The following is a 15,165-nucleotide window of genomic DNA, read 5'->3' as shown; positions in this document are numbered from 1 at the left end:
CGTCCGTCGTCTCGTACGCCCGGGCGTCGGTCGTCCGTCGTCCCGTACGCCCGGTCGTGCCGTACGCGTCAGGCCGTCGTCCAGCCGTGGCGGGCGGGGAGCGGGCAGCGGGTGTCCAGCTCGGTGTTCGTCCTCACCCGGACGTCGAACATGCCCTCCGCCCGCAGGCGTGCCAGCCAGACGTCCAGTTCGGCGCTGATGCCCTCGCTGTCGGCGGCGAGCCGCAGCGCCCGGTCGAGGTCGGCGGGGTCGCGGCCGACCAGCAGGATCCTGATCTTGAGGGCGAGGGCGTGCTCGCCCCGCGGGTCGTACTTGAGGGCCTCGTCCACGTAGCCGGAGGCCACGGTGAAGTTCGAGTCGGCCAGGGCGATCCGGGCCTTCCAGTACCAGAACTCCTCGCTCTGGCGGTCGGTTCCCGGTGCTTCCAGGGCGCGGGCCGCCTGCGCGGGTTCGTTGGCGGCGACCAGCCGCGCCACCTTGGCCATCGTCCGTTCCTCCGCCGCGGCCGGGCCCTGCGGGCCGGCCCGCCCGCCGGTCACGAAGCGGCTCGCGAGCAGCAGCACCAGCAGGAGGAAGGCGAGCATGATGCCGACCAGGATCAGGAACTGCTGCGCACCCTCGCCCGAGAGGGTCGTGGAGATGCCCAGGACGGCGATGGCGAAGGTCAGTACGATCACCGCTGCGAACAGGCCGGTGGCCTGAGGTGCTGTCAGGGTCCGGAACAGCCTCTGCTGAATGAGCCTGCGCACGAAGTCCCGGAAGATGAGGAACAGTACGCCGAGGGCCACGCCGCCGAACCCGGCTATGCCGGCGAGGATGTCAAACATGGCACGGACTGTATGACCTCGGGCCTGACCCTGTCCGGAATTCGGCCGGTTGTCACCGTGGACGGGCGGCTGCGGGCTGCGCGCTCTCCGCGGCCTCGGGCGGCTCGCCGAAGCGCGCCAGGGCCAGGGCGCCGGCCACGGCGACGGCGAAACCGGTGACGGCGAGCCAGGCCAGCCCCTCGCGCGTACTGTCGCCCAGCCAGATCACGCCCACCAGCGCCGGGCCCACCGTCTCGCCCAGCACCATGCCGGCCGTGGCCGTGGTGACCGAGCCGCGCTGGAGGGCCGAGGTGAGCAGCAGGAAGGCCGCCCCGCCGCCGAGCAGCAGGGCGTACGTGGCCGGGTTCGTCAGCAGACGGGACGGCGACAGGCTGTCGATGAGCCGCACCGAGACCTCGACGACCCCGAAGCCCGCGCCCGCGCCGAGGCCCAGCGCCAGGGCGCGCGGGCGGTCCGGGAGGCGGCCGGCCGCCGCGCCCACCACCAGCACCGCGACCGCGCAGCCCAGCAGGGCGAACTCCAGTCCGGGCGGGCCCGGTTCGGAGCCCTCCTCGCCGGCGGACAGCCCCAGCATGGCGAGGCCGGCGCAGACCACCCCGACCGCCGCCCACTCCGTACCGCTGAGCCGCACCTTCAGCAGCCGCGACGCGGCCACCGCGGTGACCGCGAGGCTCGCGGCGAGCGCCGCGCCGACCGCGTAGATCGGGATCGAGCGCAGGGCGACGATCTGGAGGACGAAGCCCAGTCCGTCCAGGGACAGGCCGGCGAGGTACCGCCACTGGCGCACGGCGCGCAGCAGCAGCCGGGCGTCCACCCCGGAGCCGGTGCCGGGCGCCGTCGCGCGCGTGGCCACGGCCTGGAGGACGGAAGCCGTGCCGAAGCAGACCGCGGAACCGAGCGCGCACACCATCCCGAACAGCACAAAACGACTCTAGTCGAGGCCGGTACGGTCGGCCGGATTCCGCCGCTCGTCGGCCGGTTCTACTCTGGACCCCGACACACCCAGGGGGAGGACCCGGAATGGACCAGGACAGGACGCGGCGCAGGTTCCGCTCGGGAGCCGTCGTGCTCGGCGGCATGGGCATGCTCGCCGCGACGCTCGTCGCCTGCGGCTCGGACTCCGAGCCCGACCGCCGGTGCGCCGACCGCAAGACGATGGAGAAGCTCCCCGACAAGGACTGCAAGAGCGGCGGCCGCGGCTCGTACTACTACGGCGGCAGCGTCAGCAACGGCAAGATCTCCGGCGGCAGCTTCGACAAGTCGGCCGTCACCCGCGGCGGCATCGGCAAGTCCGGCTCCGGCTCGGGCGGCGGCTGACCCGTGCGCCGCCACACGATCGAGCCCCGCCCCGGCTGGCAGCAGACCGTCGAGGAGCAGGGGCTGATCTACCCGCTCACCCGGTACCCGGACGACTCGCTGCGCCCGTACTGGGACGAGAGCGCGTACTACTCCTTCGGCCTGCCCGAGGTCGAGGCGCTGGAGGGCGTCGTCGAGGAGCTCCACGCGATGTGCCTGGCCGCCGCCGCGCACATCGTCGAGCAGGACCGTTTCGGTGACCTGGGCATCACCGATCCGCAGCTCGCCGCGCTGATCGCCGAGTCCTGGCGGCGGCGCAGCGAACTGCCCTCGCTGTACGGGCGGTTCGACCTGCGCTACGACGGCACGGGGCCGGCCGTCATGCTGGAGTACAACGCCGACACCCCCACCTCGCTCGTCGAGGCGGCCAGCCCGCAGTGGTTCTGGATGGAGGAGCGCTTCCCCGGCGCCGACCAGTGGAACTCCCTCCACGAGCGGCTCGTCGCCGCCTGGCGGCGCCAGGCCCCGCTGCTGCCGCCCGGCCCGGTGCACTTCGCCCACTCCGACGCCGACGAGCTAGGCGAGGACCTGATGACGGTCGCCTACCTCCAGGAGACCGCCGCCCAGGCCGGACTGGAGACCTTCGCCCTGCCGGTCCAGCAGATCGGCTGGGACCGACTGTCCGGCCGCTTCGTGGACGACCGGCTCCGCTTCATCCGCAGCTGCTTCAAGCTCTACCCCTGGGAGTGGCTGGCCACCGACGCCTTCGGCCCCCAGGTCCTCGACACCCTCGACAACGGCGGCGGCTCCGGCACCACCTGCTGGATCGAACCCGCCTGGAAGATGCTGCTCTCCAACAAGGCCCTGCTGGCCGTGCTGTGGGAGCTGTACCCCGGGCACCCGAACCTGCTCCCCGCCTATCTGGACGGGCCGCGGGACCTCGCCGGCACCACCGGCTGGGTGGCCAAGCCGCTGCTCGGCCGGGAGGGCGCGGGCGTGACCGTCCACCCGGCCGGCGCCGAGCCCGCCGTACGGGACGACGAGGCCTGCGTCTACCAGGCCCTCGCCCCGCTGCCGGCGTTCGACGGCAACCACGTCGTCCTCGGCGCGTGGGTCGTCGAGGACGAGGCGGCGGGCCTCGGCATCAGGGAGTCCGCGGGCCTGATCACGGACGAGTACGCGCGCTTCGTGCCGCACGTGATCCTCTGAGCCGGGCCCCCGCCGCGGCCGGCGGGGGGTCCGCCGACGACACGACCTACGCGCCCAGCACCCCCCGCAGCTGGTCCAGCCCCCAGTCCAGGTCCTCCTTGGAGATCACCAGCGGCGGGGCCAGGCGGATCGTCGACCCGTGGGTGTCCTTGACCAGGACCCCGCGCTCCATCAGCTTCTCGGAGATCTCGCGGCCCGTGCCGTGCGAGGGCGCGATGTCCACGCCCGCCCACAGCCCGCGCCCCCGGACCGCGGTCACCGCGCCGCCGCCCACCAGCAGCCCCAGCTCCCGGTGCAGGTGGTCGCCCAGCTCCGAGGCCCGCTGCTGGTACTCGCCCGTCCGCAGCATCGCGACGACCTCCAGCGCCACCGCGCACGCCAGCGGATTGCCGCCGAAGGTCGAGCCGTGCTCACCCGGCCGGAACACCCCGAGGACGTCCCGGTCCGCGACCACCGCCGACACCGGCACGATGCCGCCGCCCAGCGCCTTGCCGAGGACGTACACGTCCGGGACCACGCCCTCGTGCTCGCACGCGAACGTCCGGCCCGTACGTCCCAGCCCCGACTGGATCTCGTCCGCCATCAGCAGGACGTTCCGCTCCCGGGTCAGCTCCCGCACCCCGGCCAGGTAGCCCGGCGGCGGGACCAGCACCCCCGCCTCGCCCTGGATGGGCTCGATCAGCACCGCCACGGTGTGCGCCGTGACCGCCGCCCGCATCGCGGTCAGGTCGCCGTACGGCACGATCTCGAAGCCCGGCGTGTACGGGCCGAAGTGGTCCCGGGCCTCGTGGTCGGTCGAGAACGACACGATGGTCGTCGTCCGGCCGTGGAAGTTGTCCGCCGCGACCACGATCTTCGCGTGGCCGTCCGGCACCCCCTTCACCTCGTAGCCCCACTTGCGGGCCGTCTTCACCGCCGTCTCCACGGCCTCGGCGCCCGTGTTCATCGGCAGGACCATCTCCTTGCCGCACAACTCCGCCAGCCGCTCGCAGAATTCGGCGAACCGGTCGTGGTAGAAGGCACGCGAGGTCAGGGTCACGCGCTCCAGCTGCGCTCTTGCCGCGTCGACCAGCCGGCGGTTGCCGTGCCCGAAGTTGAGGGCCGAGTACCCGGCCAGCATGTCGAGGTACCTGCGGCCCTCGATGTCGGTCATCCAGGCGCCGTCCGCCGAGGCGACGACGACCGGCAGGGGGTGGTAGTTGTGCGCGCTGTGTTCCTCGGCGGAGCGGATGGCGTCTGCTGTAGTCGACACGGGGTCTCCGATCGTCTGGCCGGGCGACGTGGGTGGCGTCACCCTTCTTCTTCCCGGGGGGCCCTGCCTTCAGGCGGGGGAGGGATGGATCCTTGGGCCGGAGCCGCGAAGCGGCGGGGTCGTCTGCACATCTGTTCTGACCTGCCCTTCCTTCAATTGCCAGTGGGGACTGTTAGGTTCCGATCATGACGTCGACACCGGTAGTCGACGGAGCTGGGCGCGCTCGGTACACCTACCGGCTTCGCGTGTCGTCTACCGCGCACGGCCGGCTCGAAGCCGAGTGGGCGCGGTGTCGGTGGGTGTGGAACGAGTGTGTGGCGATGTCCCGCACGGTCCACATCCTGAATCGGGATGCCACCGAGCACACGACGTGTGGTCCGGCGCAGCTCGACGGGATGCTGACCGGGGCCCGGCAGTCCACGAGTTGGCTGCGTGAGGGTTCGTCGGTACCGCAGCGCCCGCCGCCGGACTCCGAAGAACCGGCCTGACACGGCCGGGTACCGCAAGGCCCGCAAGCTGGCGGCGAATGTTTCGAAGAAGATCGCCCGGCAGCGTCAGGACACCGGCCGCAAGTGGGCCGAGTCCCTCGCCCGGGACTTCGACGTTCTCGCCGTGGAGGACTTCAAGCCGCGCTTCCTGGCGAAGTCCACTATGGCCCGCAAAGCAGCCGACGCCGCGATCGGCACCACCGAGACGGCCCTGATCGAGATGGGCCGCAAGCACGGCCGGACCGTACACCTCGTACACCCCGCGCACACCACCATGGACTGCGCACAGTGCGGAGCGAGAGCCGAGCACGCGCTACCTCTTTCCGAGAGAACGTATACGTGCACCGCATGCGGAGTCCCGTCCCCCAGGGACAAGAATTCCGCCCGCGTGATGCTCGTCCGGGCTGGTCTCAACCCGGCTGGTGCTGATCTTGTAAGCCCTGCCACCTGCTAGGTGTCAGGCGAAGTGAGCTAGGAATCTCCGTCCTTCAGGGCGGGGAGGATGTCAATTTCTATCGTCGCTCGGATGCCGGACGAAGAAACCTCTGCGCGCGGCGCGCCCGCTAGGGTGGGGCACACGCACGGCGACTGGCGTACGGAGAACGAACTCCGGGGGAGCCGTGCGCGCACGACCGCATTCGCGGGCCGCTCGCCTGGGCCGTCGCGGGGTACGCACCGACAACGACCCCGGAGGACGCCGCCATGACCGCGCGCCATCCCGCCCTCGCCGCCACCGACCCCGCGCTCGCCGCGCTCGTCGGAGCCGAAGAGCGCCTGCAGGCCGAGACCCTGCGCCTGATCCCGAGCGAGAACTACGTGTCCGCGGCCGTGCTGGAGGCCTCCGGCACGGTCCTGCAGAACAAGTACAGCGAGGGCTACCCCGGCCGCCGCTACTACGAGGGCCAGCAGAACATCGACCAGGTCGAGTCCCTGGCCGTCGCCCGCGCCAAGGCCGTCTTCGGCGTGGACCACGCGAACGTCCAGCCGTACTCCGGCTCGCCCGCGAACCTCGCCGTCTACCTGGCGTTCGCCCGGCCCGGCGACACCGTCATGGGCATGGCCCTGCCGATGGGCGGCCACCTCACCCACGGCTGGGGCGTGTCCGCCACCGGCTCGTGGTTCCGCGGCGTCCAGTACGGCGTACGCCCCGACACCGGCCTGATCGACTTCGACGAGGTGCGCGACACCGCCCTCCGGGAGCGGCCCAAGGTGATCTTCTGCGGCGGCACCGCACTGCCGCGCACGATCGACTTCGCGGCCTTCGCCGGGATCGCTCAGGAGGCCGGTGCGGTCCTCGTCGCGGACGTGGCGCACATCGCCGGCCTGATCGCGGGCGGCGCGCACCCCTCGCCCGTACCGCACGTCGACGTGGTCTCGACTACCACGCACAAGACCCTGCGCGGCCCGCGCGGCGCGATGCTGATGTGCCGCGAGGAGCACGCGAAGGCCATCGACAAGGCGGTCTTCCCGGGCCTCCAGGGCGGCCCGCACAACCAGACGACCGCCGGCATCGCGGTCGCGCTGCACGAGGCCTCCCGGCCGGGCTTCCGCGACTACGCGCACGCCGTGGTCGCCAACGCCCGCGCCCTGGCGGACGCCCTCCTGGAACAAGGTTTCGACCTGGTGTCGGGCGGTACGGACAACCACCTGATCCTGATGGACCTGACGGCGAAGGACGTTCCGGGGAAGGTCGCCGCGAAGGCGCTCGACCGCGCCGGGATCGTCGTCAACTACAACACCGTGCCGTACGACCCCCGGAAGCCGTTCGACCCCTCGGGCGTGAGGATCGGTACGCCGTCGCTGACCTCTCGGGGCCTGGACGCGTCCCACATGCCGGCCGTGGCGGACTGGATCGCCCGCGCGGTGGCCGCCGCGGGCAAGGCCGACGAGGACGCCCTCGCGGTGATCCGCGCCGAGGTCGCCGACCTCATGGCGGCGTACCCGGCCCCGGGCCTCCCCCTCGCCTGAGCCGTGCCGCAGACTTCCTGCCCGGCCGCCGCCCGTGATCTCCGGGGCGGCGGCCGGGCGGTACGACGGGCCCGCGGCGTGGGGCGGCGGGAAAGCGGTCGCTCGGCCGGGACCAGATCAGGCCGGGCCGCTACTGCCCGGTACTCGGTCACCCTCCGCCCGCCGCGGGCCGCCGGGATGTGATCCCGGCCTCACACGCACGTCCGACCCGCAGGGTTCCGGCCAGCGGAGGCCGGAGTCAGCCCCCGCACCTGAGAGAATGGGCCCATGGCCTCTGATCGTCCTCGCGCGCTCTCCGGTATCCAGCCCACCTCCGGTTCGTTCCACCTCGGGAACTACCTCGGAGCCATCCGCCAGTACGTCGCCCTGCAGGAGACGCACGACGCCTTCTACATGGTCGTCGACCTGCACGCGATCACCATGCCGCAGGAGCCCGAAGCACTGCGCGCGAACACCCGGCTCTCCGCCGCGCAGCTCCTCGCGGCCGGTCTCGACCCGGACCGCTGCACGCTCTTCGTGCAGAGCCACGTCCCCGAGCACGCGCAGCTCGGCTGGGTCATGAACTGCATCACCGGCTTCGGTGAGGCCAGCCGGATGACCCAGTTCAAGGACAAGTCCGCGAAGTCGGGCGCCAACAACGCCACCGTCGGCCTGTTCACGTACCCGATCCTCCAGGTCGCCGACATCCTGCTGTACCAGGCCGACTCGGTCCCGGTCGGCGAGGACCAGCGCCAGCACATCGAGCTGACCCGCGACCTGGCCGAGCGCTTCAACCAGCGCTTCGGGCAGACCTTCACCATCCCGGCGCCGCACATCGTCAAGGAGGTCGCGAAGATCTACGACCTCCAGGACCCGGCGATCAAGATGTCGAAGTCCGCGTCCACCCCCAAGGGTCTGATCAACCTCCTCGACGAGCCCAAGGTCACCGAGAAGAAGATCAAGAGCGCGGTCACCGACACCGAGGCCGAGATCCGCTTCGACACCGAGAAGAAGCCCGGCGTCAGCAACCTGCTCACCATCTACTCCACGCTGACCGGCACCGCCATCCCGGTCCTGGAGGAGAAGTACGTCGGCAAGGGCTACGGCGCGCTGAAGACCGACCTCGCCGAGGTGATGGTCGAGTTCGTCACACCGTTCAAGCAGCGGACCCAGGAGTACCTGGACGACCCGGCCGAGCTGGACAACGTGCTCGCCAAGGGCGCCGCGAAGGCCCGCGCCGTGGCCTCCGACACCCTCGCGCAGGCCTATGACCGACTCGGATTCCTGCCCGCGAAGCACTGACCCGGGCGCCTCGATACGGCCGGGGAGGGCCGGAGGCACACCCGGCGACCTGCGACCCTGGCAGTAAGGGGGGTGCTGCCCCCACACTGGGCGGCAGCACACTCGTACCGACGACGGAGGAGAACACGTGGGGACCGTAACGCTCGGCGTTTCGATCGCGGTCCCGGAGCCGTACGGCAGCCTGCTCCAGCAGCGGCGCGCCGGCTTCGGGGACGCCGCCGCGCACGGCATCCCCACACACGTCACCCTCGTCCCGCCCACCGAGGTCGAGGCGGACCGGCTCCCGGCGATCCGGGCCCACCTCGCCGAGGTCGCCGCGGCCGGCCGCCCCTTCCCGATGCGGCTGGCCGGCACGGGCACCTTCCGCCCGCTGTCGCCGGTGGTCTTCGTCCGGGTCGTCGAGGGCGCGACCGCCTGCACGCGGCTCCAGGGGCTGGTCCGGGACCCGGCCGGGCCGCTCCAGCGCGAGCTGCAGTTCCCGTACCACCCGCACGTCACCGTCGCGCACGGCATCTCCGAAGAGGCCATGGACCGGGCCTACAGCGAGCTGGCGGACTTCGAGGCGGACTGGATCTCCGAGAGCTTCGCCCTGTACGAGCAGGGCGCCGACGGGGTCTGGCGCAAGCTGCGCGACTACCCTTTCGGGACCGGCCCCGCCGGGGTCCCGGCGCAAGTCCCGGCCCACCTGGACGAGCCGACGAGGCTGCAGGCCTGACGGGCCCGGCGGGCCCGGAAGCGGAGGGACCGCAGCACCAGGGAGCGGAACGGTGGAACGGCTGCGGGCTTCATCATGAGCCCGACCGTAGCGCCCAAACTGGACGAATCTGGTGATTTCACCCCACCTCATGGCGCTCGGTCCGGTGCTCCCCGATCCCTAGGCCAAACGCGTCTACCGTGGGCCCATGGACTGGCTGAAGAGGCTCCCGGTGATCGGCCCGCTGCTCACCCGGCTGATGCGGACCCACGCCTGGCGTTCGTACGAACGGCTCGACCGCACGCACTGGACCCGGCTCGCCGCCGCGATCACCTTCACCAGCTTCCTGTCGCTCTTCCCCCTCATCACGGTGGCCGCGGCCGTCGGAGCGGCGCTCCTGAGCACCGAGCAGCTCGACAGGCTGGAGGACAACCTCGCCGAACAGGTCCCCGGGATCTCCGACCAGCTCGACATCGGCGCCCTCGTCGACAACGCCGGCACGATCGGCCTCGTCGCGGGCGCGATCCTGCTGGTCACCGGCATCAGCTGGGTGGGCTCCATGCGCGACTGCCTCCGCGCGGTCTGGGAGCGCGACGACGACGAGCAGGACAACCCCGTAGTCCGCAAGCTGAAGGACGGGCTCGTGCTGCTGGGCCTCGGCGGCGCCGGCCTCGCCTCCGCCGCGGCCTCGGTCGTCGGCGCCAGCGCCGTCGGCAAGAGCGCCGAATGGCTCGGCATCCCCCGGGACGGCGCGGGCGGTATCGTGCTGCGAGCCGCCGCCTTCTCCGTCGGCGTCCTCGCCGCCTTCCTGCTCCTGCTCTACCTGCTGACCCTGCTCCCCGGCGTCCAGCCGCCGCGCCGCCGGCTGCTGACCGCGACCCTCATCGGCGCCGCGGGCTTCGAGCTCCTGAAGCTGCTGCTCAGCGGCTACATGCGCGAGGTCGCGGCAAAGAGCATGTACGGCGCCTTCGGCGTGCCGATCGCCCTGCTGCTGTGGATCAACTTCACCGCGAAGCTGCTGCTGTTCTGCGCGGCCTGGACGGCCACGGGCCCCGCCTCCGAGGAAGAGGCGGAGCCCGGAGAACAGCCGACCGACCCGGCAGAAGAACCGGACGGGCAGCAGGTCAGTCCTGACCGGCGGCCCGGCGGCCCCGCGGGCCCTTCGGCCAGCGGCGGTTGACCACGAAGACCCCGCCGGCCAGCACCGCCAGCGCCCCGCCGGTGACCGCCAGCGCCGTGGCGAAGCCGCCGCTCGTCTCCTCCACGGCCGCCGTCGTCGGAGTGTTCTCGTGCGACTGGGCGGGCGAGCCGTGCGGGGTGGTGTCGGCGCTCTTCGGCGGGACCAGCTCGCCGACCGGCTTCACCTTCCCGGCAGCGGCGAAACCCCAGTCGAACAGGGCCGCGGTCTCCTCGTAGACCGGATTGCCGCTGCCGGCACTCGGGTTCATCACGGTGACCAGGAGCTTGCGGTCACCCCGCTGCGCCACACCCGTGAACGTCGACCCGGCCATCGTCGTATTGCCGTTCTTCACACCGGCGATGCCCTTGTACGGAGTGATCCCGTGCGCGCCCGTCAGCAGCCGGTTGGTGTTCTGGATGCCGAAGGTCGGGCGCTGCTTGCCCGGCTTGGCCTCGCCCGGGAACTGCGCCGTGGCAGTCGCGCAGTACTCGCGGAAGTCCTTCTTCTGCATGCCGGAACGCGCGATCAGCGAGAGGTCGTAGGCGCTGCTCACCTGGCCCGGGGCGTCGTACCCGTCCGGGGAGACCACATGCGTGTCGAGGGCCTGCAACTCCTCCGCGTGGGCCTGCATGTCCTTGACGGTCTTCTCCACGCCGCCGTTCATCGAGGCCAGGACGCGCACGGCGTCGTTGCCCGACATCAGGAACACCCCGAGCCACAGGTCGTGGACGGAGTACTCCTGGTCCTCCTTGACTCCGACCAGGCTGCTGCCGGAGCCGATGCCCTCCAGCTCGGCGGCGGTGACCTTGTGCATCTGCTCCTTGGGGAGGGACGGCAGCACGGTGTCGGCGAAGAGCATCTTCATCGTGGACGCCGGGGGCAGCCGCCAGTGCGCGTTGTGCGCGGCGAGCACCTCGCCGGACTCCACATCGGCCACGATCCACGAGCGCCCGGTCAGCGAGGCCGGCAGGACCGGCACCCCGGGCCCCTGGTTGACCTGGGTTCCGGGCAGGCCCAGCCGGGCTCCGCCGACCGTGGACATCGAGGCGGGCGGCGCGGGCTGCTTCCTGGCCTGGCCCTTGGGGTCCGGAGGCGGCGTGGGCGCGGCATGCGCGGGTCCGAGGGCGAGCGCAGGCAGCAGCAGCGCGGCGGTGGCGACCGTCAGCGCGGTCTTCTTGGCAGACACGCAGGTGAACGTACATGCAGTCCGGGAGGATGCCGAGAGGGTTAGGCCAACCCGCCGGAAGCGACGCCGGTACAGCCCACCCCGACGCGGCCGTCCTGGGGACGGAACAGATACTGAAGGTATGAAACTCAGCCGTGCCGCTTCCTGGTTCCTGCTCTCGTTCGGGGTATGGAGCTGGTTCATCTGGGTGTCCTTCGTACGGAACCTCTGGAAGGACGGCAGCGGCCTGGCCTTCGACGACGCGGGCGATCCGACGGCGTACTTCTGGGTGCACCTGACGCTCGCCGTCACGTCCTTTCTCCTGGGGACGGCCGTCGGTCTGATCGGGTTGCGCGGCGTGCGGGCGGTGCGGCGCGAATCACGTGACGCGAGCGGTGCGGGGGACCAGGCATGACCGTGCTCGTCTTCGCACTCGTCGCCCTGGCCGTCCTCGGCCTGCTGGTCCTGGTCCACCGGTGGCTGTGGATCCGGCTGGTCCGCGACACGACCGCACCCGGCGGGCGGGCCCGCCGGGCGGGTACGTACGCCCTGTTCGTCCTCCCGCTGCTGGCCGTCGCGGCCCTGGTCGCGGGCCGCGCGGGCGCCCCCTTCTGGCTCCAGCAGACGGTCTCCTGGCCGGGCTACTACTGGCTGGCGTTCCTCCTGTACGTGGTCATGGCCCTGCTGGTGGCCGAGCCGGTCCGCGCCCTGTGGCTCCGCCGCCTCGCGAAGCGCACCGCCGCGCAGCCGGTGACGCCGCCCGCGCCGCTGCCCGTTCCGTCGGGGCCGGCGGCTGCGCCCGCGCCGCCGGAGCCCGGGACCGCGCCCGCGCCGCCGGAACCCGCCGGGGCAGCCGCCGCGGAGGCCGCCCCGGACCTCACGCGCCGTACCTTCGTGGCCCGCACCCTGGCCGGCGCGGCCGTCACCGCAGCCGCCACCACCGTCGGCATCGGGACCTACGGCGTCATGCGCGGGCCGCAGGTCAAGCGGGTCACGGTCCCGCTGGCCAAGCTCCCGCGGGCAGCGCACGGCTTCCGGATCGCCGTCGTCAGCGACGTCCACCTCGGCCCCGTCCTCGGCCGGGCGCACACCGAGCGGATCGTCCGTACGGTCAACTCCACCCAGCCCGACCTGATCGCGATCGTGGGCGACCTGGTCGACGGCGACGTCGCCGACCTCGGCCATGCCGCCGAGCCCCTGGCCCGGCTCCGCGCCCGGCACGGCAGCTACTTCGTCACCGGCAACCACGAGTACTTCTCCGGCGCCCAGCAGTGGGTCGACCACGTCCGCGAGCTGGGCCTGCACCCCCTGGAGAACGCCCGTACCGAACTGCCCGGCTTCGACCTCGCGGGCGTCAACGACGTCGCGGGCGAGCGCGAGGGGCAGGGGCCGGACTTCGTGAAGGCGCTCGGCGACCGGGACCGCAGCCGCACCTCGGTCCTGCTGGCCCACCAGCCCATCGTGATCCACGACGCGGTGGCCCACGGCGTGGACCTCCAGCTGTCGGGGCACACCCACGGCGGCCAGCTGTGGCCCGGCAGCTACCTCGCCGACCTCGCCAACCCGACGGTGGCGGGCCTGGAGCGGTACGGCGACACGCAGCTCTACGTTTCCCGGGGCGCCGGCGCCTGGGGCCCTCCCGTCCGCGTGGGCGCGCCCTCCGACATCACCGTGGTGGAACTGGCCTCGTACCAGGCGTGACGGCGGGGTCCCGGCGCTTCCGGCGCTTCCGGCTCAGGACCCTGGCTCAGGATCCTTCGGGATCCGGGTTCGGGATCCGGGTTCGGGATCCGGGCTCAGGATCCCGAACCCGCTCCTGCCTGCTTCTTGCCCGCGGCGGCCGTCTGCGCCATGCCCGGGAGGAAGTCGTCGAACAGCTCGTGGAGTTCGCGCACCAGCGGCCGCAGCACGCGGAAGCGCGCGAGGACGATGCCGCGGGTGGTGAGCGCGGCACCGCGCTCGGCCATCCGCCGGGTCTTCTCGCTGCCCTCGGAGCGGTCGAAGACCCAGTAGAGGACCAGGCCCATCTGCGACAGCCACATCAGCTCGGGCAGGATGTCGGCCAGCTCCGCCGGGACCTTGGTCTTCGCGCCCGCCAGCACCTCGCGGTGGATGTCGATGGCCTGCTTCCGCGCCGGCTCCGACTCCGCCGAGAACGGGCTCAGCGGGCTCTCCGGGTCGGCCGCGTTCTTGAAGAACTGGGCGGCGAACTCGTGGTACGGGGCCGCGATGTCCAGCCACGCCGTCATGACGCCGGCCAGCCGGGTCTGCAGGTCGGTCTCGCTGTCCAGCAGGGGCCTGACGGCCCGCTGGTGCTCGGCGCCGATCCGGTCGTAGAACCCCTGGACCAGGTGTTCCTTCGACTCGAAGTAGTAGTACGCGTTGCCGACCGAGACACCGGCCTCCTTGGCGATGCCCCGCATGGTCGTCTTGTCGTAACCGCGCTCCTGGAACAGCCGGAGCGCGGTTTCGAGGATGAGCGTGCGGGTCTGCTCGCTCTTGGCGGCCTTGGTGTCGGCAGCCTTGGCGCCAGGGGCCTTCGCGTCAGGGGACTTCGTGTCTGTCACGGTGTCCGAGCCTAGCCGGGCGGGCCGGACACCGAGCACGTGCCGTCCGTGCAGTCCTCGCCTCCCGCGCTCCCGCGGGTGGCCTCCCGCCACTTCGCGGCGGCGAGCATCGTGGCCCTGGCGAAGGGCGCACCGGCCGGGGTGGCCAGCCAGTGCGCCTTCGGGCGGTGCTCGGCCAGTGCCCACAGGCAGACGATGAAGGCGTTGGTGCCGGTGAACACCTGCCCCCGGTCGCCGATGACGGTGATCTCGCGCAGCGTCGCCCCGTGGTCCAGCTCGGGGAAGCGGCGCTGCGCCTCGAAGGAAGCGGCGGGCACGAGCGAGAGCGGTACGAGCCACCGCTGTCCGAGCAGCCACTGCCTGAGGTGCACGCAGAGCGGGCAGTGGGCGTCGTAGAGGACGGTCAGGCGCCGTACGGGCGTCATGTCTCAGGCTCCGGCAGGCGTGGTCCAGCCCTGCGGGGCGACGGGCGGGGTGTTCGAGCGCTCCATGGTGCCGCGTCGCCGGATCTTGTTGAGGACGTAGACGTTGGCGAGGTGCATGAAGCCGAGGACGAGGAGGACGACGCCGAGCTTGACCGAGAGGGCCTCGAAGAGGGTGCGGGCGTCGGTGATGGTGCCGGCGGCGCGGAGGTAGAGCGTGACGAAGCCGAGGTTCACGAGGTAGAAGCCGACCACGAGCAGGTGGTTCACGGCGTCCGCGAGCTTCTCGTTCCCCTGGAGGACGTCCGAGATGAAGATCCGCCCGTTGCGGCTGAGCGTGCGGGCCACCCAGACGGTGAGTCCGACGCTGATGAGCAGGTAGATGACGTACGCGACCACGGTGAGGTCCATGTCCCCCCGCCTTCCTTGAACGTGTTCAAAAGGCTGACGGGCATCACTGTAGGGCCTTTTTTGAACACGTTCAAGGAGTGGGGGTACGGGTTCCCCCACCGCCTCCGGGCCCGCTGTCCGGATGGTCCGGTGGATCTTGGCCGCGGAGGCTGGACGTGCCCTGCACACACGAACCGAAGGGGCATCCCCACGTGTTCAGCCTGAAGTCCGTACGAAGCCCAGCAGCGCGCACCGACGCCGTGGCTCGGCCCACGCGCCCGGTCGGCTGGCCCGAGTTTCTGCTGCGGTCGGGTGATGCGTGGTCGGCGTCGGCGGCCTGTTCCGGTAGGTCGGGGACGTGAGTGGTGGGCGGGGTGATGGGGGCGGGTTTGCGGTGGGTCGGGGTGGCGGGGTTCTCCGTGGTCT

The 15,165-nt window shown here is 71.8% G+C and carries 15 protein-coding genes, 1 pseudogene and 1 riboswitch; of the genes and pseudogenes, 9 read left to right on the top strand and 7 right to left on the bottom strand.

Features of this window, described 5'->3' with window-relative positions; all coding sequences use genetic code 11:
- Positions 1-68: 68 nt before the first annotated feature.
- Positions 69-827 carry a hypothetical protein gene (locus ACZ7H1_RS35855; RefSeq protein ID WP_470792516.1) on the bottom strand — a complete coding sequence of 253 codons (759 nt, stop codon included), beginning with the start codon at positions 825-827 and terminating at the stop codon, positions 69-71.
- Between the two features lie 52 nt (positions 828-879).
- A complete protein-coding gene (locus ACZ7H1_RS35850; RefSeq protein ID WP_470792536.1) occupies positions 880-1,737 on the bottom strand; it encodes a hypothetical protein in 858 nt (285 codons plus the stop codon).
- Positions 1,738-1,847: 110 nt separating this feature from the next.
- On the opposite strand from ACZ7H1_RS35850, the gene ACZ7H1_RS35845 reads away from it, so the two are divergent.
- Both ACZ7H1_RS35845 and ACZ7H1_RS35840 read left to right on the top strand, forming a co-directional pair.
- Positions 1,848-2,144, top strand: a complete 297-nt coding sequence (locus ACZ7H1_RS35845; protein WP_470792514.1) for a hypothetical protein — start codon at positions 1,848-1,850, stop codon at positions 2,142-2,144.
- A 3-nt stretch (positions 2,145-2,147) separates the two neighbouring features.
- Positions 2,148-3,332: a glutathionylspermidine synthase family protein gene (locus ACZ7H1_RS35840; protein ID WP_470792513.1), complete on the top strand. Its 1,185-nt coding sequence runs from the start codon at positions 2,148-2,150 to the stop codon at positions 3,330-3,332.
- A gap of 46 nt (positions 3,333-3,378) precedes the next feature.
- Here the strand turns inward: ACZ7H1_RS35840 and rocD are convergent, their stop codons facing one another.
- Positions 3,379-4,584, bottom strand: a complete 1,206-nt coding sequence (rocD, locus tag ACZ7H1_RS35835) for an ornithine--oxo-acid transaminase (protein ID WP_470792512.1) — start codon at positions 4,582-4,584, stop codon at positions 3,379-3,381.
- Positions 4,585-4,769: 185 nt separating this feature from the next.
- Between rocD and ACZ7H1_RS35830 the strand changes: the two are divergent.
- The 5 genes and pseudogenes from ACZ7H1_RS35830 to ACZ7H1_RS35810 all read left to right on the top strand — a co-directional run bounded on the left by ACZ7H1_RS35830 (position 4,770) and on the right by ACZ7H1_RS35810 (position 10,195).
- Positions 4,770-5,526: pseudogene (locus ACZ7H1_RS35830) on the top strand (zinc ribbon domain-containing protein).
- 120 nt (positions 5,527-5,646) lie between these two features.
- A riboswitch (ZMP/ZTP riboswitch) is annotated at positions 5,647-5,738 on the top strand.
- A 36-nt stretch (positions 5,739-5,774) separates the two neighbouring features.
- Positions 5,775-7,040 (top strand): serine hydroxymethyltransferase, encoded by a 1,266-nt coding sequence (locus ACZ7H1_RS35825; protein ID WP_470792511.1) that lies wholly within the window; start codon positions 5,775-5,777, stop codon positions 7,038-7,040.
- A 267-nt stretch (positions 7,041-7,307) separates the two neighbouring features.
- Positions 7,308-8,321 carry a tryptophan--tRNA ligase gene (trpS, locus tag ACZ7H1_RS35820; protein WP_470792509.1) on the top strand — a complete coding sequence of 338 codons (1,014 nt, stop codon included), beginning with the start codon at positions 7,308-7,310 and terminating at the stop codon, positions 8,319-8,321.
- Positions 8,322-8,448: 127 nt separating this feature from the next.
- Positions 8,449-9,036, top strand: coding sequence for a 2'-5' RNA ligase family protein (locus ACZ7H1_RS35815; RefSeq protein WP_470792508.1), 588 nt, complete (start codon positions 8,449-8,451; stop codon positions 9,034-9,036).
- A gap of 187 nt (positions 9,037-9,223) precedes the next feature.
- Complete coding sequence (locus ACZ7H1_RS35810) at positions 9,224-10,195, top strand: YihY/virulence factor BrkB family protein (RefSeq protein ID WP_470792507.1); 972 nt, start codon at positions 9,224-9,226, stop codon at positions 10,193-10,195.
- Here ACZ7H1_RS35810 and ACZ7H1_RS35805 read toward each other — a convergent pair.
- Positions 10,140-11,381, bottom strand: coding sequence for a D-alanyl-D-alanine carboxypeptidase family protein (locus tag ACZ7H1_RS35805; protein ID WP_470792505.1), 1,242 nt, complete (start codon positions 11,379-11,381; stop codon positions 10,140-10,142). The two genes, ACZ7H1_RS35810 and ACZ7H1_RS35805, sit on opposite strands and share 56 nt — an antisense overlap.
- 121 nt (positions 11,382-11,502) lie before the next feature.
- Between ACZ7H1_RS35805 and ACZ7H1_RS35800 the strand changes: the two genes are divergently transcribed.
- On the top strand, positions 11,503-11,775 hold the full coding sequence (locus ACZ7H1_RS35800) for an SCO4848 family membrane protein (RefSeq protein ID WP_470792504.1): 273 nt from the start codon (positions 11,503-11,505) through the stop codon (positions 11,773-11,775).
- Entirely contained in the window at positions 11,772-13,061 is a 1,290-nt protein-coding gene (locus ACZ7H1_RS35795) for a metallophosphoesterase (RefSeq protein ID WP_470792502.1), read from the top strand. The genes ACZ7H1_RS35800 and ACZ7H1_RS35795 overlap by 4 nt, the downstream gene beginning before the upstream one ends.
- Before the next feature lie 95 nt (positions 13,062-13,156).
- On the opposite strand, the gene ACZ7H1_RS35790 is transcribed toward ACZ7H1_RS35795, so the two are convergent.
- The 3 genes from ACZ7H1_RS35790 to ACZ7H1_RS35780 are packed head-to-tail and all read right to left on the bottom strand — an operon-like array spanning position 13,157 to position 14,760.
- On the bottom strand, positions 13,157-13,927 hold the full coding sequence (locus ACZ7H1_RS35790; RefSeq protein ID WP_470792501.1) for a TetR/AcrR family transcriptional regulator: 771 nt from the start codon (positions 13,925-13,927) through the stop codon (positions 13,157-13,159).
- 11 nt (positions 13,928-13,938) lie between these two features.
- Positions 13,939-14,352 (bottom strand): thiol-disulfide oxidoreductase DCC family protein, encoded by a 414-nt coding sequence (locus tag ACZ7H1_RS35785; protein WP_470792500.1) that lies wholly within the window; start codon positions 14,350-14,352, stop codon positions 13,939-13,941.
- A 3-nt stretch (positions 14,353-14,355) separates the two neighbouring features.
- Positions 14,356-14,760: a hypothetical protein gene (locus ACZ7H1_RS35780; RefSeq protein ID WP_470792499.1), complete on the bottom strand. Its 405-nt coding sequence runs from the start codon at positions 14,758-14,760 to the stop codon at positions 14,356-14,358.
- Between the last annotated feature and the right edge of the window lie 405 nt (positions 14,761-15,165).

The sequence above is a fragment of the Streptomyces sp. NPDC037401 genome (assembly GCF_055602345.1).
The sequence above is the reverse complement of the archived record's forward strand: the minus strand, read 5'-3'. Positions and strand labels throughout refer to the sequence as shown.